Raw genomic sequence first — 16,085 nt, forward strand, 5'->3', positions numbered from 1 at the left:
GCCAGACGCTAAAGCGAGTATTTTATTGGTATGTCAAAGAGAACCAGGCCTGGGCATTCGCGGCACCACCAATGACCGTATTGCCGGTTGCCCGGTATTTAGCAACAAACTGCAAGATACGCGTTCCTTTGGTCAGCGGTTTCCATAACTGAGGTTCAGAATTGATCGGAATGAGTTGCCCCTGCTCATCGAACAGCGCTATGCCGACGCCAGATGCAATCCCCTCGCCTTCACCGACGGACAGTACATCAGGGTTTTTACCATCAGCTACGCCATGAAAGACGATGCCGACGCGATCGCTGACGTTGGTATTACAATCCTGGAGATGCAAACTGAACGGTACCGGATCGGCGTTGTCCCCTGCCTCCTTGAACCGATTGCTGCTGACCTGCCCCATGCGAACGACCAGTTGTCTGTCACCCGCTTCAACCGTACAGGCTTCGGCGATGAGCTCCCCCTGAAAGCGCATCTGTCCCCCGGGAAGCGTGACATTCCACTTATTACCGGCGATGGACAGGGGAGCAATGAAAAGCAGGAAGAGTCCCAGTCTGGTTTTGAACATCGCTTATTCCCTCTTCGATAACCGAAAATAGGCCATCCTGGCCTGATTAAGCATCCCTGCAGGCCGGTATTACTGGTACTGAACTTTAAAGTTGGCGTTCGCGTTGGCAGTACCTGGGGTGGCAGTACCGGTAGCGACGTAACGCGCCTGGAATGGCAGGGTGTTATTGCCGTCGCTCAGAGTGGCGGCTGTGCTGTAGGTAACGCCGTCGAAGGCCAGCGCTTTACCTGTACTGTCCAGAACCTGAATACCCACGTTGGTTGCGCTACCAGCAGAAGAACCTTCCAGAGCCAGAGCGGTTAGGTTCGCAGTATTGACAGCAACACCAGAGAATGCGATGGCCGCTTTGGTAGCAACGGTGGTATCGCAATCGTTCAGCTGAATGTTGAAACCTACTGAAGTGCTGGTTTTACCCGTTCCGTTAAGAGTGGCGGTTTTAACCTGCCCCAACTGAACGGTTTGGTCTACCGAACCGGCATCAACGGCACAGGCTGCGTTAACAACTTCACCTTTAAAGTGAACAGAACCACCATTAACAGTGGTTGTCGCTGCATGAGTTATTCCTGCAGTCAGCAGAGATGCAGCAATCAGGCTTTTGATATATTTAGTACTACGCATTTTACTACTCCTTTTTTTGGTAAAAAAATATAAGCAACATACGGGAACATTTTCCTACCATAATTCCCTATTCTCGTCGGCCAGCAGACAAAACCAATAGTATTTTCAGCACCAACCTGGATTTAATCACTTTTGCAAAACTAGATAACTTTCTGCCAAAAAGCGTACACACCCATTCTATTAAACAGGTATTAGATTCAGTTTTTACAGATAAAAACACATCACCGACAGATAATTCAACCCATATTAATAAGACACAAAAAAAACAGGTTAAATATCAAAAATACAAATCAAAAACCCAATTTAATTTCATCCATAGCACTGTTGACGCGAAGAAGTATGACAAAACATCTTCATAGTTAAAAATAAAATTTACATCATGATTTCATTACGCCAGATTTATCCGCTACCGTATTACAAAGGCATGTTTCACGATCTTTATATCTAAAAAAGCCTACTTTTCACACAAAAAAACCAAATATCAAAGCACGGCATTATTTTATATCTGAAAATAATATTTTTTCGATATAATAGCGCCATTGCCGTAACACATAGGCCTCATACCAAATCGGGAGAATGCGGTAAGAATACCGCCATGCAGAACCATTACCCGCCGATCCTCCCACGGGAGGAGTAACAGGGCGCAGCTGTTTATTCTTTGCTGAAAAGAGGAAAACCCAGACATGGAAGTCAGTGAAACTAAAAAGAAGAAAATAATAAAAAAACGGCTCATAAGCTCTTTATCTGAGCTCTGCGCAGTCAGGTGCATCTTGCCGGAAACGCCGCCGGAAAAATGGTTGAGTACCCGAGAAATCGCCGATCAATGTCAACTGGGCATTTACCAGGCTCGCTATTTTTTACTGCAGCTGGCAGAAGAGCAATTAGTGGTGACGACTTCAGGGTCGGTGAATAACGCATTGAGGTGGCGAATAACGGATCAATCATGATACCCAGTCAGCGAACCGCCAACAGAAAGCCGGCTCCGTTATAAAAAAGAGGCGCTAACCTGCCCATTGCCAGCTAGCGCCTGTTGCCTCAATGGGCGGTTTCCCCCTGTTGCACCGTGGTAAACGTCTGCATCAGTTTCACCACATCCTGCATACCAACGTTCACCCGATTAATCACTTCCCCGGCATCGTGCGTCAACGCCACGCCACCGCCAGCCTGTTCCACACAGACGGCCATCCCGGCGATGGCCGCCGCTACCCCCTGCTGAATGGCTTGAGTGATGCGCTCAATCTCGGTCGCCGCCTGACGAGACTGCTCCGCCAGGGTTCGCACTTCGTTAGCGACAACGGCAAATCCTCTCCCGTGCTCGCCCGCATGTGCAGCCTCAATCGAAGCGTTAATCGCCAACAGGTTGGTTTGAGAGGCGATTTTGCGGATGGCCTCCACCATGGTACCTATCTGCTGTGAACCAATGCCCAGTTCACTAACCACCGCGGAAGTATCGCGCGCAGCTGCTTCAACCTGTTGCATGCCCGCCACGGCCTGCTGAACGATCACCGCTCCCTGCGCCGCAGTTCTGTCGGTATCCAATGATAGATGGTGCGCATTACGTACCATTTCTTCTTCGTGCTGCTGCTGGATCATCTGTTGGGTGATGTCCTGAGCGATTTTCACCACCTTCACCACCTGTCCGTCATCGTCGATGATCGGGTTGTAACTGGCCTCCAGCCATACCCGCTCTCCGCGTCGGCTCACCCGTTCAAAACGCCCGGTGATAAACTCACCGCGTGCGAGACGTCGCCAGTGCTGGCGGTAATCGTCAGAGTGGGCAAACTCGGGTAGGCAGAGCACCGCATGCGCTTGTCCACGCGCCTCCTCGATTCGGTACCCCATCAATTTCAGCATATTGTCGTTGGCGGCAAGGATCTTGCCCTGCGCGTCAAAGGTGATCATTGCCATCGAACGGTTTAGCGCCGACAGCAGGCTCCGATGCTCCTGTGCCTGGATGACGCGTTCCGTCACAACGCTGGCGATCTTGACGATCTCCACCACCCGCCCCTGTTTATTCATGACCGGAGTATAGGTACCCTGCAGCCACACGGCCTCTCCGTCTTTGCGAATGCGTTTTATATTATCGGTAATGGATTGGCCATTATTTAACATATCCCAGTGTTTTCGGTATGCCGGGCTGGCGACATATTCCGGGGAACAAAAGAGGCGGTGATGCTGGCCTATAACTTCCTGTCGTTGAAATCCCATCGTTTTTAGAAATAAATCGTTAGCGCGCAGCACGGTGCCATCGGGTTTGAATACGATCATGGCAACGGCATTTTCTATCGCGCTCAACTCGGCACGGCTGTGGGTATTTAACTGACTGAATCGTAACAGCATAGGGTTAAAATCCTTCTGGCAGATGATTTAGCAGACAAGTGCTTTTCATTTTATTTTTTCTGCACGCAGCGCCCACACGCAAACGTGCATCACCCAGAGAAACAGGCAGGCCTTATTCTCCTGGCAGGTAAAACTCACCGGATTAAAATATCAATTAAGTAAGGTAACTATTGTGTTTTGAATAAATAACTTATTTAAGATTTTTAGTATTGGAAGACGTATTGAGAATAACGCAACATGCGGAAATTGAAAGGGAAACGCGAAGATTTATGGGTGCCGGCTAAATAACCGGCACCCAGGGGGAATTAACGCCAGCGTTCTGCCGCCCAGGCAGCCTGCTGTTCCGCGTCGTGGAAGGTCCAGGCTACAAAACGGCTGATTTTTTGCCCCTGCGCCATCTCAATGGTGCGCACTTCGGCAGCCCCCGCCAGCTTCAACGCGTGGTAAATCGACGGCAAAGTGGTGTTCTTGGAGATAAGCGAGGTGAACCACAGGCAGTTTTGCGCCTTACTCACGCTTTCCTCTACCATTTTACGCACGAAGGCTTCTTCACCGCCCTCACACCACAGCTCGTTATTTTTGCCGCCAAAGTTCTGTACTGGCTTATCCGCCACCTCACCCTTGCCCAGCTTATGCAGTTTGCGGCGGGTACTGGCCTGCGCTTCCTGCTCTGAACCGTGGAACGGGGGGTTACACAACGTGGCATCGAACTTCTCCGCCACGCCAATGATGCCGTTAAAGATAAACTCAGGCTGTTTTTGCAGACGTAACCGCACGCTGTTTCTCAGCATCGGGTTCATCTCGACAATCATTTTGGCCGAATTGAGCGACACCGGGTCGATCTCCGAACCGGTAAAGCGCCAGCCGTATTCACGCAGGCCTACGATCGGATAAATGCAGTTGGCGCCAATGCCCACGTCGAGGATTGCCACGCCTTTGCCCCGGGGGATCTCGCCGCCGTTGCTGGTCGCCAACAAGTCGGCCAGGTGATGCAAATAGTCGGCGCGCCCTGGGATCGGCGGGCACAGGTAGTCGGCGGGAATATCCCAATGTTCGATACCATAAAAATGTTGCAGCAACGCACGGTTGAGCATTTTAACCGCCGCCGGATCGGCAAAATCTACCGAAATATCGCCCCAGGCATTCGGCTTGACGAACGGCTCCAGCGCAGGGCAACTGGCGATCAGCGCCGGGAAATCATAGCGCGAGCGATGACGGTTACGCGGGTGCAGGCCGCTTTTCTGCTGCGGGAAGGTTTTCTTTTTTTCCACCGTGACGGGCTCTCTTAAAGGTATTTCTGGCGCGTAAGATACCATAAAGCAGCGGTAAACTTGCAGCCGACGGGAAACCCGTCAGAATAAAAGTTCTGTTTAGCCACCCCAGGTCACTTATGAGCAGTCAGCCCCGTTATTACTACGAACCCGCTACAGGTCATGGTCTGCCGCACGATCCCCTGAACGCCATCATCGGCCCACGCCCCATCGGGTGGATCTCATCGGTCAGCGCGACCGGCCAGCGCAACCTGGCCCCCTACAGCTTTTTCAACTGCTTCAACTACCGCCCGCCGATCATCGGTTTCGCCAGCAGCGGTTGGAAAGACAGCGTGGCAAACATCGTCGAGACCGGGGAGTTTGTCTGGAATCTGGCGACGCGCCCGCTGGCCGATGCCATGAACAACAGCTCGGCCAGCCTGGCCCGCGGTGAAGATGAATTTGCCTTTGCCGGCGTGACACCGCTGCCCAGCCGTCGGGTAAAAGCGGAAAGGGTGGCGGAAAGCCCGGTGAACTTTGAATGCCGCCTGTCGCAGTGCATTCAGTTGCAAAGCGCCGCGGGGAAAAAGGTGGATACCTGGCTGGTGCTGGGGGAAGTGGTCGCAGTACATATAGATTCGTCACTGCTGGACCAACACGGCGTTTATCAGACCGCAGCTGCCGAACCTATCCTGCGGGCCGGTGGGCCCACCGCCTACTATGGCATTTCGGAGCAACACCGTTTCGATCTGGTTCGCCCGGACGCGCAAAAGCGATAATAAACGGCCCTTTCTCTCGTTGGAGGAAGGGCTTAATTAATAATCAAATAAATTGAATAATATTATCAATACTCTCCGATTTCATCCTTCCTGTCGCTGCGCAATAATCACTCCATCGAAAGGCAAACGCCTTTCTCCCTTAAAACCAGACAGGAATGACCATCATGAAAAACATCAAAACTTTTGCTGCTGTTATCGCTCTGAGCGCCGTCTCTTTCACTTCTTTTGCTGCCGACTACGTCAGCGCACAAGATGCCACCCAGTTTGAGAAGGCCGGTGTGATCTCTGCCAGTGGCGCGACCGACCTGAGCAGCCTGAAAGCGCAACTGTCCGCCAAAGCCGATGCGGCCGGTGCCAAAGCGTTCACCATTACCTCCGCTGGCGGCAACAACCTGATGCACGGCACCGCGGTAATCTACAAGTAATTAACGGATTACAATGAAAAAGCCCGCCGATACGCGCTATCGGCGGGCTTTTTTATGGCTATTTAATTCAGGCGGGCATTAATCGCCGCGGCGAAATCACGGCACATCTTTTCATCGCCTTCGGCGTTATCGGCCAGCACGCGATCGCCATCCACCACGCGGATATGTGCCGCCAAATCGAAGTCTGCCGCCGGCTGTGGCCGGGCAACCGCAGCCGCTATGGTTTGCTGTGCAGCCTGCCAGGCCTGCGCCACGGTCTGGTTGCAAGCCTGCGCCAGATAGTCCGGGTTGAAACCTTCACCGGTCAAGCTGCGCAACGTGTCGTCGTGGCTGACACCGTTACCCGGCAGCCAGTAATGACGCGCCAGATCCGGACCAATTGCCGGGTTATCGGTAAGGTAACCGTCGCGCTGCAAGAAGAAGTGTCGCGTCTGCTCAACCGCCATCAGCGCCAGCAGATAACCCTGATACGAGCAGGCCGATTCCAGCGACAGCAAATGCGGGATTGCCAGCGTCGGCCGCGGGCTGCCGCTGATGCCCAATATTTTTTGCTCAACTTCACGTGCCAGTGCGGTTATCGCTTCCGGGGTGCGCTGTTCGTCATCCCACTGATACAACGCCCACTCAAAGTAAGGTACCAGCAAAATATGACGTTCGTTGAACGCACGCATCGGCTGACGCGCAGCAAGGCTGGCCTCAATCAAGCTATCCGGCACCGGCTCGCCGGCCGCGTTTTTCGCATAGCGTTTCAACCAATCGGCGTCGTCCAGCAGGCTGTCACAGAACATCGACTGGGTTTCGGCATAGGCCATGGACGTCGGTGGGAATTCCTGCGAAAAACAGGGCGCATTCTGGCAAATATTGGCAAAGTGCGCGGCGTGACCGCCTTCGTGGAACAAGGTATTTAAACCATGAGCCCCGCTGCCGACCTGATCCGGCTGCGCCAGGCTGGTAAAGTTAATGCGTGCCGGTAGCCATTTACCCTGCTGGATAAACGGCGGCACTGGCCCATGCATAAACCCGTTTTCATACTTGCCCTCGCGCACCAGCAGGTCAAGATCCATCTGCGCACCGCGAAACCCGATATGCAACCGTTTAAAGCTGTTGATCCAACGCTCCAGCGACTGTGCAAACGGGAAGTAAGGATCCAGTTGGCGGGTCACATCACCGGCGCTGGCAAAACGCACGTTCCAGGGCTCCAGCGCCTGTTCGCCTTTCTCCGCCGCCAGCTGCTGCAGGCTGCGTGAATTGGCTTCGCGAGTTTGCTGCTCGAAGCGATCAAGGATGGCGAACAGCTGTTCCGGCGTCATACGCTCGGTTTTGTTCACCTTGTAGTCAAAATAGTTACGAAAGCCCATCTGGCGAGCAAAACGGTTCCGCAGGCTAATCAGCTCCGGCAGGCCGTTATGCAACAGCCACTGCTCCAGTTCACGCAATGCGTTCTGCGAGCTGCGGCGATACTCTTCATTTTCATTGGTCGCCTGATTGGTCAACAGCTCGCCGAGCGAGGCATTTACCCGCTGCCCGGCGGCGTTCAGGTGGCTGACCGGGTTAGCCTTGCGGCGGGTATAAAGATCCGCCTCTGCGCTGATGATTTGATCCAACAGCGTTTGAGCTTCGGCATCTTCAATCGCGTTGCAATCAAAAAAGCGCAGCCAACCGTTCAGCCCGTGCTGCAGCGCATCTCGCTGAGCATCCTGCGGCAGGGCCTCCAGCCCGGCCAGCAATTGGCGGATCTCCGCCAAGCGACGCGGCTCGGCAATAAAACGTTTATAGGCGCTTTCCGCCGCCGAGAAGCGGGCCGAAACGCCCTCACCGCCAATGCCCATATAGTTCTGCCAAAACAAATCTTCTTTGGTGCGGTGCACCTCAAGATAGTCCTGATTCAATTGATTGAAGTAATCGAGAGCCTGTTGCATAACCATCCTTTCAGCCGATTAGCGAAATATTCCAGTATAGCCAAGGGTTTTACGCGCTGTGTAAACGTTCAAGTCCCTGTTCCAGTGTGTCGACTTCACCGGCTGCCAACAGGCAGCAGGCAATCTGACGTTGGATCGCCAGCGGGATCGCCACCTCTCCCGCCAGGCAACGCTCAGTCCAACGCGCGGTGGTTTCCGCATCCTTGGCCGCCGGCAGCTCCGGCGTGGGATCCTGCTCCGGACGCTCCAGCAACACTTGCTGCTCGCCGTTAACGATGTAATGGATCTGCGGGCAGCGCTGAGGATTGGCGTACGCTTCCCCTTCGGTGCCGTGCATCAGCAAGCCACGGGCGCCGATTTGGCGGAAGAAAGAAGCCACCCGACCGACATACTCCGGATGCGACACGCTGGCGATGCGCAACACATCCTGTTCACCAAACGGCGTTGCCAGTTTGGCCAGCGTATGGGCGCTGTTACGTACCCCCATGCGCCAGCGCAGGCCAAGTTGCAGATCCAGAGGGGCTGACAGCGCCGAGACAGGGATAAACACCGTTTCGCCGTTATCCAAACGCTGTTGAGCATGGGCAGCGTCTTGCGACCAGGGCAGGCCCAGCGCCTGAAAAGTTTCCGCGCTGGTGACCCGGGTACTGTCGTCCAGCACGCCGTGCACCACTACCGGCAACCCGACGCGCGTCAGCAACAACGCCAACAGCGGTGTCAGGTTCGCCTGCTTGCGTGCGCCGTTATAGCTTGGCAGCACCACCGGCATCGGTCGTCCCTTTGGCGCCTGCAAACGCATCACCTGTTGCTGCATCGCCTGATAAAAACCAAGCATTTCCTCTTCGGCTTCGCCTTTAATCCGCAGGGCGATCAGAATACCGCCCAACGCCAGTTCGCCCACCTCACCGGCCAGCATCTTTTGATAGAGCTGGAAAGCGGTTTCCCGATCCAGATCGCGCGCATGGTTTTTGCCACGGCCGATTTCTTTGATAATTTTGGTGTAATCCATCGTCTGCTGTCCCCTGATCCAATCTGGGATCAGCATACCCTATCCGCGTCGACGCTCAACCTCATCCGCCAGTTGCTGCTGGCCCAAATCACCGGCCCGCAGCCCGGCAATCACCCCATCAGCGTCTTCGGCACTGCGGTTTTGGCTCATTTTCCATTTGCCCAAACGTTCGGTTACGGCTATCTCGATGCCGACAATGCCCTGGATCTGTCCGGCAATATATTGGGCCGGAGCATCCTCTATTCGCCAGGGTTCAGGCTGACGCCCCTCCTGAAGCGCAGTTAAACCTTCCAGCTGTTGCCGCAGCCAACTTGCATCTTGCGTTACCCGTGGCGTACCGCGCAGCTGTACCACGCTGTAATTCCAGGTGGGTACCACTTTGCCGCTCCGGCGTTTGGTCTCATACCAACCAGGGGAAATATATCCGTCACTTCCCTGAAAAATCACCAGGCACTCACTGACGGCCTGCAACAGCCGCCAATGGGAATTGGCACGGGACAAATGCGCCCGCAGCAGGACGTTGCCCTGCTCATCGGCATCGATTAAAAAAGGCAGCGGATCCGCCACCAGGCCCTGCTCCCCCTGGCTGATTAACATGCCGAGCGGGTTAGCGCGCACCAGCGCAATTTGAGCGTCCAGTTGGTCTTCACGGAATGAGGCGGGCAGATACATTACCTTGGCTCCTTGGGGATTTACGGTTGGCGGTAAATAGCAATAACACCCGCCATGGGTTTACTGAAGGGCCAGTTTGCGTTGTTTTTGGATGATCCACCTTAGCAAGCCGAAGGCAACGGCCATCGCCAGCAGGTTGTAAACCATCGCGCCGGCAAACGCCTGTCCGTAACGTTCTGCACCAGCACCGCCCGCCAGCAGGGGGACAAAAAACGCGCCGCTGGCGGCAATCCCCAACGCCCCACCTACCTGCTGCACGGTAGAAATCACTCCGGCGGCCATGCCGGCCTGCTGTTCTTTCGCCAACCCGAGCACCAGATTAAGCAAAGGCGTCATGCTCAGCGCCTGGCCGAAGCCCAGGATCACCAACCCCGGCAGCAACCACAGCGGTTGCTGCAATGCCGCGCCCCACTGCACCTGCACCACCAGCAGCGCCATTCCAGCGGCATAGACCGCTACGCCCAGCGCCAGCACGCCGTTACCCCAGCGTTGCACCAACCCCGGTGCCAGGAATGAGGCCAACATAAATGCCGCGCTGGCGGGGGCAAACAGGCTACCGGCCTGAAACGGCGTCAGGCCTATTCCCGCTTGCAGCAGCAGGGCAAAACACAGAAAGAATGAAGAAGCGGTCGAGTAAATCGCCAACACCACGGCCACCCCAGGGGCAAAACTACCCTGCCGCAACAGCGCAGGATCCAGGACCGCATCCCCAGAACGCTGCGCCAGACGCCGCTCCCAGCGAATAAAAGCCCACAGTATGCCAAGTCCGCAAGCCAACGCAGGTAACACCCACCAGGGCCAGCCGCGCGACGGCCCTTCCAACAAGGGGACTAACAGCAACAGCAAACCGGCCGCCGCCAACAGCAAGCCCATGCCGTCCAGCCGCTGTGCTTGTTCAAGACGTGACTCGGGGATGCGACGCGCCGCCAGCATCGCCAGCACGCCAACCGGCAGATTGATCAGAAAAATCATGCGCCAGCCGCTGCCGAAAATGTCGGCTTCAATAATAAAGCCGCCGAATATCTGGCCGAAAATCGCCGCCAGCCCCAGCGTCATTCCCAGCCAGGCAAAGGCTCGTCGCCGCTGATGTGGACTGTACAATACGCGCATCAACGCATATATCTGCGGAAACAGCAGTGCTGCCGCCGCGCCCTGAAGAAAACGCGCAACGATCAGCATGCTCAGTGACGTGGCCATCCCGCACAGCGCCGACGTCAGCGTAAACCCCAGCATGCCGAGGCTAAACATACGCTGTCGCCCGAAGCGATCGCCAAGACGTCCACCGGCAATCAACAACACGCCGAATGCCAACTCATATCCGGCAATGATCAACCCCACGCCGGCAAAGTCGGCCGAGAACTGCTGCTGGATCACCGGTGCCGCGACGTTCACCACAAACAGGTCAAACACCGTCACAAAACCGCCTAACAGCAACACCGGCAACCCCACCAGACGACGATTACCTTGTGTTAATGACTGTTCCATACCTGCCTCCAAAGATTGCGATGGCAGCAGTATGGAACATGTCTTAAACTGTTACTATATAGCCAGTTATACTATTACTAACAGCAACAGGACGGCCGCTATGCCACCGCGTACCCTCAACCGAACCCGTCAGGATCTGGCGGATTTCCTGCGTCAAAAACGCGAGAAGCTGTCACCGCAGGCCGTCGGCTTACCGAGCGGCACGCGTCGCCGTACGCCGGGGTTAAGGCGCGAAGAGGTCGCCGCGTTGGCAGGCGTAGGATTGACCTGGTACACCTGGCTGGAACAGGGGCGGGAAATCAACGTTTCGGTCGATTTTCTGGAAAATCTGGCGCGGGTATTAAAGCTGGATGCGACCGGGCGCTACCATCTGTTTTTGCTGGCGCATCAACGCCCGCCGGTACCGGTCGGTCATCAGTGGTGTCAGGTTTCACCGCTGGTGCGCCGCTTGCTGGACGATCTGCAACTGCGCCCGGCTTACGTGATGAATCTGAGCTGGGACATCATCGCCTGGAACCCGGCGGCGGAGCGGCTATTCTCGATTGGCGATCGCCCGGCGGATCAGCGCAATATGCTGTGGATGCTGTTTGCCGATCCCCAACTCAATCAACGGCTGGTGGAATGGCAAGCGCAGGCACCGCAAATCCTCGCCAGCTTCCGCCGCGACTATGCGCGTGCGCCACAAGACGCCACCATGCAACAGCGGGTGCAGGCGCTGGAGCAGGTTTCGCCTCAGTTCCGTCAGCTGTGGCAACAGCATGACATTCACGGTCGCTGCCAGGGAGAACGCACGTTCATTGTGCCGGGCGCCGGCCAGGTAACCTTCGAACATGCGTCGTTTATTGTCGATGAAGAAAATCATTTGCGGCTGGTGATGTACAGCGCGCTGCCGCAATGCCCGGCCAGCGCGGCTTTTGAGGCCGCCTTGCAGGCGTAAGGCTATTTGCGGCTGTCAAAAATCAGCTTGCAGGCCAGCCCGGCGAACACGCCGCTCAACAGGTAATTCGGCCAGCGCGCACTGAAGCGGCGGCCGACAAAACGGTTTTTCATGCCGCTGACCGCCAGGATCAACCCACCGTTAATCACCAACCCCACCAGATTTAACACCGTCGCCAGCAACAGCATTTGTACCACCAGCGAACCGGCGTGTGGATCGATAAACTGTGGGAACAGCGCTAAAACGAACAGCGCCATTTTTGGGTTAAGAATGTTGGTGAATAATCCCTGCCGGAAAATGCGTGCAGCCGGTACCGCCGCCAACCCCGCAGAAGCCTGCAAACTGCTGCCGGATCGCAGCGTTTTCCACGCCAGATACAGTAAATAGGCTGCCCCCAACATGCGCACCGCATCATAGGCCAGCGGGACCGCGACAAACAGTTGCGACAGGCCTAACGCCGCCGCCAGCGCGTGGCAATAGGTACCCAGTTGGATCCCCGCCAGTGACGCGAAACCGGCACGGCGCCCCTGGCTAACGCTGCGCGAGGCAATCAGCAACATATCCGGCCCAGGGGTCACCGTCAGCGCCAGACAGGCCCCGGAAAACAGCAAAATGGTGGAAGCATCGATCATAAGTCACCCGTACGCAGCATGGTGGGAAGCAGGCTTTATCATAGCCGCGCCACCGGCGTTTACCAGCGCCAAATCATTGCCACGGCGCTTGGGGAGTGAAGGCCGCCAGCAGGGCATCAATGGCGACCCTCACCCGTAACGGCATGCCGGTCCCTTTTAGCCAGACCACGTTAATCGCCAGCCCCGCACCGCAGCTGCCGGGTAAAACCTCACGCAACGTCCCGGCCGTCAGCGCATCATGCGCCAGCCAACGCGGCAGCATGGCAACCCCCTGACCGGCGCAGGCAGCCCCCAGCACCGCCTCCATATTGCCCAATCTCAAACGGGCCGGTGGCAACAGTCGCTGAGATTTCCCCTGTTCATCCAACAAATGCCACGGCTGGCTACGCCCATCACGCAGTAAGCCAATCGCCTGATGCTGCAACAGTTCTGCTAGCGTGCTCGGTTCCCCCTGTCGTGTCAGATAACCCGGTTCAGCACAGAGTATTTGCCGCTGCTCACCCAGTTGCCGGGCGGTGATGGCCGCGGCATCACCCGGCGAACCGATACGCACTGCCAAATCGATCCCCTCTTCCGCCAAATCTGCCGCACGGTTGGAAAACAACGCTTCGATGTGCAATTTCGGGTAACGGTCCGCCAATGCCAACAGCGGCGGCATCACCCACTTTTGGCCGAACAGCACCGGCAGCGATACCCGCAGTCGTCCCTCCGGCGTTTGGGCCCGAACCGCCAGCTGATTTTCCGCCGCTTCCAGTGCCGCCAGCGCCTTCAGGCAATCGTCATAGAACAACTGCCCTTCATCGGTCAGCGACAGGCTGCGCGTGGTGCGTTGGAACAACCGCACCTGCAGCCGCTGTTCCAACCGAGCCACGGCTTTACCCACCGTTGAACGCGAAAGGCCCAGTTGCTCGGCGGCACGGCTAAAACCACCGGCCTGCACCGCCTGCACAAAGGCGCGGATTGCATGTAATCGTTCGCTGGAAATCATCAGGCCTGCCCTATTGGCGATATTAATTCGCCTATTAAACGATGAAACAACGCCACTGGCTACCGCCTTCGCTGAGTAAACTGGACGCACTCTTCTCTGCCAGGAAACCCCTATGAGCGAACGCAGTGAAATTCTGACCGACAGCGGCACACCCCAACTATGGCGTCTGCTGATTGGCATCAGTATCGCCAGCTTTTTGGGCTGTATCGATTTCACCATCGTCAATACCGCCATCCCCGCGATCCAGCGTGAGCTGGCCGCCAGCCTGAGCAGCGTACAATGGGTGATGACGTTGTTCGTGATGGCACTGTGCGCCTTTATGGTCAGCGCCGGGCGGCTGGCGGATCTGTATGGCCGTCGTCGGGTGTTGTACTGCGGAATGCTGACGTTCGCCGCCGCGTCGTTGGGCGCCGGGCTCTCAGGCAGTATTGAGCTGCTCAACGTCTGGCGTTTTGTGCAGGGCGCCGCCTGCGCGGTACTGTACACCGCCACTACGGCCATTGTCGCCGATGCCTGGCCGCCGCAGCAGCGCGGTCGTGCAATCGGCATTTTACTGGCGGTCAACGGCCTGGGTCTGGCGATCGGCCCGGTGGCCGGTGGCCTGTTGGTCGGTTCCCTGGGCTGGCGCTGGGTGTTTCTGTTGAACGTGCCGCTGATTGCGCTGAGTTTCGCCTTCTGTCTGGGAACCGTTCGAGAGTCTCGCGCCCAACAAGGCAGCAGGCTGGATATCCCCGGTTTATTGCTGTTGGTGATCGGCGTTGCCGGGCTGCTGCTGGCCATTAGTCAGGGCAGCCAATGGGGATGGCTGAGCGCAAAAACCGGGTTAATGGCTGCACTGGCGCTCGCCGCGCTCGGCCTGCTACTGCCGGTTGAACGACGGGCACATTCGCCGCTGGTACCGCTGGTTTTGCTGCGGCGTCCCGCCTTTTTGCGCGTTTGTCTGATGAGCGCGCTATTGGCCTTTTTCTACTGTGCCGCTTTCTTTCTCATGCCGATTTACCTGGAAAATACCCGCCACTACCAGGGAACGATGCTGGGGCTATTGTTGTTGCCGACCACCGCGGTCATGGCAGCCCTCTCGCCCTGGGTCGGCAGATGGGTGGATAAATCCGGCCCGCGCGCGGCGCTGCTCCTGGGTTTTATCGCCCTTGCCGGCTCTGCGGCCCTGCAAAGCCGGTTTAGCGTCGACAGCCCGCTGCCGCTGCTGCTCGGGGCCTTCGCCCTGATGGGACTGGGCTGGGGCTGCATTCTCGGCCCGCTGGTGTTGGCGACGCTCAACAGCGTCAGCAAGTCGCAAAGCGGCGGCGCGTTAGGCATCACCTGGACACTGCACAATCTCGGCGGTGCCGTTGGCCTGGCGGTGGCGACCCTGGTTTACCCGAGCTATGGCTACACGCCGGTGATGCTGTTGCTGTTGGCGCTGTCACTGTTCGGAGGCCTGCTTGCCGCCTGGCGCAGCCACTAGCCTAACGCGGCGCTCCCCCAGCAGATTCATGCCCGCCGCCGCCAGCAGAATGAGGGCCGCGCCGGCAAACTGCAGCGCCACCAGCCGGTGACCGAACGCCAGGCGATCCACCAGCATGGCGGCGATCGGATAAATAAACGACAGCGAGCCGATCAGATTGGTCGGCAACTTTTGGATCGCGCCATACAGCAACACATACATGATCCCGGTGTGCAATACGCCCACCGTCACTAGCATGCCCCACTGTCCGGCATTGGCCCGCGCGTGGAAATCTACCATCGGCAACAGCATCACCGCGCCGACCGTTACCTGGATCAAGGCGATCAGGTGCGGTGGCGTCCCTTTCAGCCGTTTGGCGGCCAGCGCCATCAGCGCGTAAAAAAATGCCGCGCCCAGCGACAACAAAATGCCCATCAGGTAGTTGTTCTGTCCACCGGCCTGCTTGGGCTGCGCCAACACCACCAGCGTCATGCCGATAAACGCCAATGCCAGCCAAAACAGCTTACGCAGGGTCAACTTCTCGCCGAGAAACAGCGCCCCCAGCGCCACCAGCATGAACGGCTGCGTGTTATACACCGCCGTAGCGATGGAGATCGACGCATAGGAATAGGCAGCAAACAACAACAGCCAATTGATCACCAGCGCTACGCCGCCGGCGATTGCCACCAGCAACGTAGTACGCGTCAGGCTGTCGCGTCGCAGCTGCCCCAGCGCAGCACAAATGGCCAGCAGCACCAGCGCCCCCACCGCACAGCGCCAGAACACCACGTTGATCACCGGCTGGCCGGACATCAGCACAAACCAGCCGATGGTACCGGAAATCAGCATCGCGGCGATCATCTCCAGCGAGCCGCGTTTTATCTCTGCATTCATCTTGGTTTCCTCACGGTAAGCCTATGCACTTAGCTTGCAGCTTTCCCGCGCCGGTTTCTATGGCATAAAAAAGGCAATAATGCTTAACTTCCTTTTTAATTAAGGTATTAGTTTAAAAAAACCTAATGGGG

16 protein-coding genes are annotated in these 16,085 nt (G+C 56.7%); 5 read left to right on the top strand and 11 right to left on the bottom strand.

The window, feature by feature from the left end:
* Positions 1 to 22: 22 nt before the first annotated feature.
* The gene (locus H5P17_RS02985; RefSeq protein ID WP_182821157.1) at positions 23 to 562 is read right to left on the bottom strand and encodes a fimbrial protein; all 540 of its coding nucleotides are present in this window, start codon (positions 560 to 562) and stop codon (positions 23 to 25) included.
* 69 nt (positions 563 to 631) lie between these two features.
* Complete coding sequence (fimA, locus tag H5P17_RS02990; protein ID WP_182821159.1) at positions 632 to 1,180, bottom strand: type 1 fimbrial major subunit FimA; 549 nt, start codon at positions 1,178 to 1,180, stop codon at positions 632 to 634.
* Positions 1,181 to 1,863: 683 nt separating this feature from the next.
* Here fimA and H5P17_RS02995 point away from each other — a divergent pair.
* Positions 1,864 to 2,127, top strand: coding sequence for a FaeA/PapI family transcriptional regulator (locus tag H5P17_RS02995; protein ID WP_182821161.1), 264 nt, complete (start codon positions 1,864 to 1,866; stop codon positions 2,125 to 2,127).
* Positions 2,128 to 2,215: 88 nt separating this feature from the next.
* Here H5P17_RS02995 and H5P17_RS03000 read toward each other — a convergent pair whose 3' ends face one another.
* Both H5P17_RS03000 and rlmF read right to left on the bottom strand, forming a co-directional pair.
* Positions 2,216 to 3,520, bottom strand: a complete 1,305-nt coding sequence (locus tag H5P17_RS03000; RefSeq protein WP_182821163.1) for a PAS domain-containing methyl-accepting chemotaxis protein — start codon at positions 3,518 to 3,520, stop codon at positions 2,216 to 2,218.
* A 305-nt stretch (positions 3,521 to 3,825) separates the two neighbouring features.
* The gene (rlmF, locus tag H5P17_RS03005) at positions 3,826 to 4,791 is read right to left on the bottom strand and encodes a 23S rRNA (adenine(1618)-N(6))-methyltransferase RlmF (RefSeq protein WP_182821164.1); all 966 of its coding nucleotides are present in this window, start codon (positions 4,789 to 4,791) and stop codon (positions 3,826 to 3,828) included.
* 119 nt (positions 4,792 to 4,910) lie between these two features.
* On the opposite strand from rlmF, the gene H5P17_RS03010 reads away from it, so the two are divergent.
* Both H5P17_RS03010 and H5P17_RS03015 read left to right on the top strand, forming a co-directional pair.
* The gene (locus H5P17_RS03010) at positions 4,911 to 5,549 is read left to right on the top strand and encodes a flavin reductase family protein (RefSeq protein WP_182821166.1); all 639 of its coding nucleotides are present in this window, start codon (positions 4,911 to 4,913) and stop codon (positions 5,547 to 5,549) included.
* 164 nt (positions 5,550 to 5,713) lie between these two features.
* Entirely contained in the window at positions 5,714 to 5,974 is a 261-nt protein-coding gene (locus H5P17_RS03015; protein ID WP_182821168.1) for a YdgH/BhsA/McbA-like domain containing protein, read from the top strand.
* Positions 5,975 to 6,036: 62 nt separating this feature from the next.
* Here H5P17_RS03015 and H5P17_RS03020 read toward each other — a convergent pair whose 3' ends face one another.
* Genes H5P17_RS03020 through H5P17_RS03035 form a run of 4 tightly spaced genes read right to left on the bottom strand, consistent with a single transcriptional unit; the run spans position 6,037 to position 11,059 of the window.
* The gene (locus tag H5P17_RS03020; protein ID WP_182821170.1) at positions 6,037 to 7,893 is read right to left on the bottom strand and encodes a M3 family metallopeptidase; all 1,857 of its coding nucleotides are present in this window, start codon (positions 7,891 to 7,893) and stop codon (positions 6,037 to 6,039) included.
* A gap of 49 nt (positions 7,894 to 7,942) precedes the next feature.
* Positions 7,943 to 8,902 carry a DNA-binding protein YbiB gene (gene ybiB, locus H5P17_RS03025; RefSeq protein ID WP_182821172.1) on the bottom strand — a complete coding sequence of 320 codons (960 nt, stop codon included), beginning with the start codon at positions 8,900 to 8,902 and terminating at the stop codon, positions 7,943 to 7,945.
* Positions 8,903 to 8,941: 39 nt separating this feature from the next.
* A complete protein-coding gene (locus tag H5P17_RS03030; protein WP_182821174.1) occupies positions 8,942 to 9,574 on the bottom strand; it encodes an FMN-binding negative transcriptional regulator in 633 nt (210 codons plus the stop codon).
* Between the two features lie 60 nt (positions 9,575 to 9,634).
* Entirely contained in the window at positions 9,635 to 11,059 is a 1,425-nt protein-coding gene (locus H5P17_RS03035; protein ID WP_044549197.1) for an MFS transporter, read from the bottom strand.
* Positions 11,060 to 11,159: 100 nt separating this feature from the next.
* Between H5P17_RS03035 and H5P17_RS03040 the strand changes: the two genes are divergently transcribed.
* Positions 11,160 to 11,996: a helix-turn-helix transcriptional regulator gene (locus H5P17_RS03040; RefSeq protein WP_182821176.1), complete on the top strand. Its 837-nt coding sequence runs from the start codon at positions 11,160 to 11,162 to the stop codon at positions 11,994 to 11,996.
* A gap of 2 nt (positions 11,997 to 11,998) precedes the next feature.
* On the opposite strand, the gene H5P17_RS03045 is transcribed toward H5P17_RS03040, so the two are convergent.
* Together H5P17_RS03045 and H5P17_RS03050 are read right to left on the bottom strand one after the other, a co-directional pair.
* The gene (locus H5P17_RS03045) at positions 11,999 to 12,628 is read right to left on the bottom strand and encodes a LysE family translocator (RefSeq protein WP_116690910.1); all 630 of its coding nucleotides are present in this window, start codon (positions 12,626 to 12,628) and stop codon (positions 11,999 to 12,001) included.
* A gap of 73 nt (positions 12,629 to 12,701) precedes the next feature.
* On the bottom strand, positions 12,702 to 13,616 hold the full coding sequence (locus H5P17_RS03050; RefSeq protein WP_182821177.1) for a LysR family transcriptional regulator: 915 nt from the start codon (positions 13,614 to 13,616) through the stop codon (positions 12,702 to 12,704).
* Between the two features lie 112 nt (positions 13,617 to 13,728).
* Between H5P17_RS03050 and H5P17_RS03055 the strand changes: the two genes are divergently transcribed.
* The gene (locus tag H5P17_RS03055) at positions 13,729 to 15,081 is read left to right on the top strand and encodes an MFS transporter (protein WP_182821179.1); all 1,353 of its coding nucleotides are present in this window, start codon (positions 13,729 to 13,731) and stop codon (positions 15,079 to 15,081) included.
* Here H5P17_RS03055 and H5P17_RS03060 read toward each other — a convergent pair.
* The gene (locus H5P17_RS03060; protein WP_182821181.1) at positions 15,040 to 15,954 is read right to left on the bottom strand and encodes a DMT family transporter; all 915 of its coding nucleotides are present in this window, start codon (positions 15,952 to 15,954) and stop codon (positions 15,040 to 15,042) included. The two genes, H5P17_RS03055 and H5P17_RS03060, sit on opposite strands and share 42 nt — an antisense overlap.
* Positions 15,955 to 16,085: the final 131 nt, after the last annotated feature.

Source organism: Serratia sp. OS31 (genome assembly GCF_014164835.1).
GTDB lineage: Bacteria > Pseudomonadota > Gammaproteobacteria > Enterobacterales > Enterobacteriaceae > Serratia > Serratia liquefaciens_A.

Bases quoted from the DNA above. Each gene is read 5' to 3' on its own strand.
- H5P17_RS03030 (WP_182821174.1), bottom strand. From the start codon at position 9,574: ATGTATCTGCCCGCCTCATTCCGTGAAGACCAACTGGACGCTCAAATT.
- H5P17_RS03050 (WP_182821177.1), bottom strand. From the start codon at position 13,616: ATGATTTCCAGCGAACGATTACATGCAATCCGCGCCTTTGTGCAGGCG.
- H5P17_RS03000 (WP_182821163.1), bottom strand. From the start codon at position 3,520: ATGCTGTTACGATTCAGTCAGTTAAATACCCACAGCCGTGCCGAGTTG.
- H5P17_RS03035 (WP_044549197.1), bottom strand. From the start codon at position 11,059: ATGGAACAGTCATTAACACAAGGTAATCGTCGTCTGGTGGGGTTGCCG.
- H5P17_RS02995 (WP_182821161.1), top strand. From the start codon at position 1,864: ATGGAAGTCAGTGAAACTAAAAAGAAGAAAATAATAAAAAAACGGCTC.
- H5P17_RS03040 (WP_182821176.1), top strand. From the start codon at position 11,160: ATGCCACCGCGTACCCTCAACCGAACCCGTCAGGATCTGGCGGATTTC.
- fimA (WP_182821159.1), bottom strand. From the start codon at position 1,180: ATGCGTAGTACTAAATATATCAAAAGCCTGATTGCTGCATCTCTGCTG.
- H5P17_RS03010 (WP_182821166.1), top strand. From the start codon at position 4,911: ATGAGCAGTCAGCCCCGTTATTACTACGAACCCGCTACAGGTCATGGT.
- H5P17_RS03055 (WP_182821179.1), top strand. From the start codon at position 13,729: ATGAGCGAACGCAGTGAAATTCTGACCGACAGCGGCACACCCCAACTA.
- ybiB (WP_182821172.1), bottom strand. From the start codon at position 8,902: ATGGATTACACCAAAATTATCAAAGAAATCGGCCGTGGCAAAAACCAT.
- H5P17_RS03020 (WP_182821170.1), bottom strand. From the start codon at position 7,893: ATGCAACAGGCTCTCGATTACTTCAATCAATTGAATCAGGACTATCTT.
- H5P17_RS03045 (WP_116690910.1), bottom strand. From the start codon at position 12,628: ATGATCGATGCTTCCACCATTTTGCTGTTTTCCGGGGCCTGTCTGGCG.
- H5P17_RS03015 (WP_182821168.1), top strand. From the start codon at position 5,714: ATGAAAAACATCAAAACTTTTGCTGCTGTTATCGCTCTGAGCGCCGTC.
- H5P17_RS02985 (WP_182821157.1), bottom strand. From the start codon at position 562: ATGTTCAAAACCAGACTGGGACTCTTCCTGCTTTTCATTGCTCCCCTG.
- H5P17_RS03060 (WP_182821181.1), bottom strand. From the start codon at position 15,954: ATGAATGCAGAGATAAAACGCGGCTCGCTGGAGATGATCGCCGCGATG.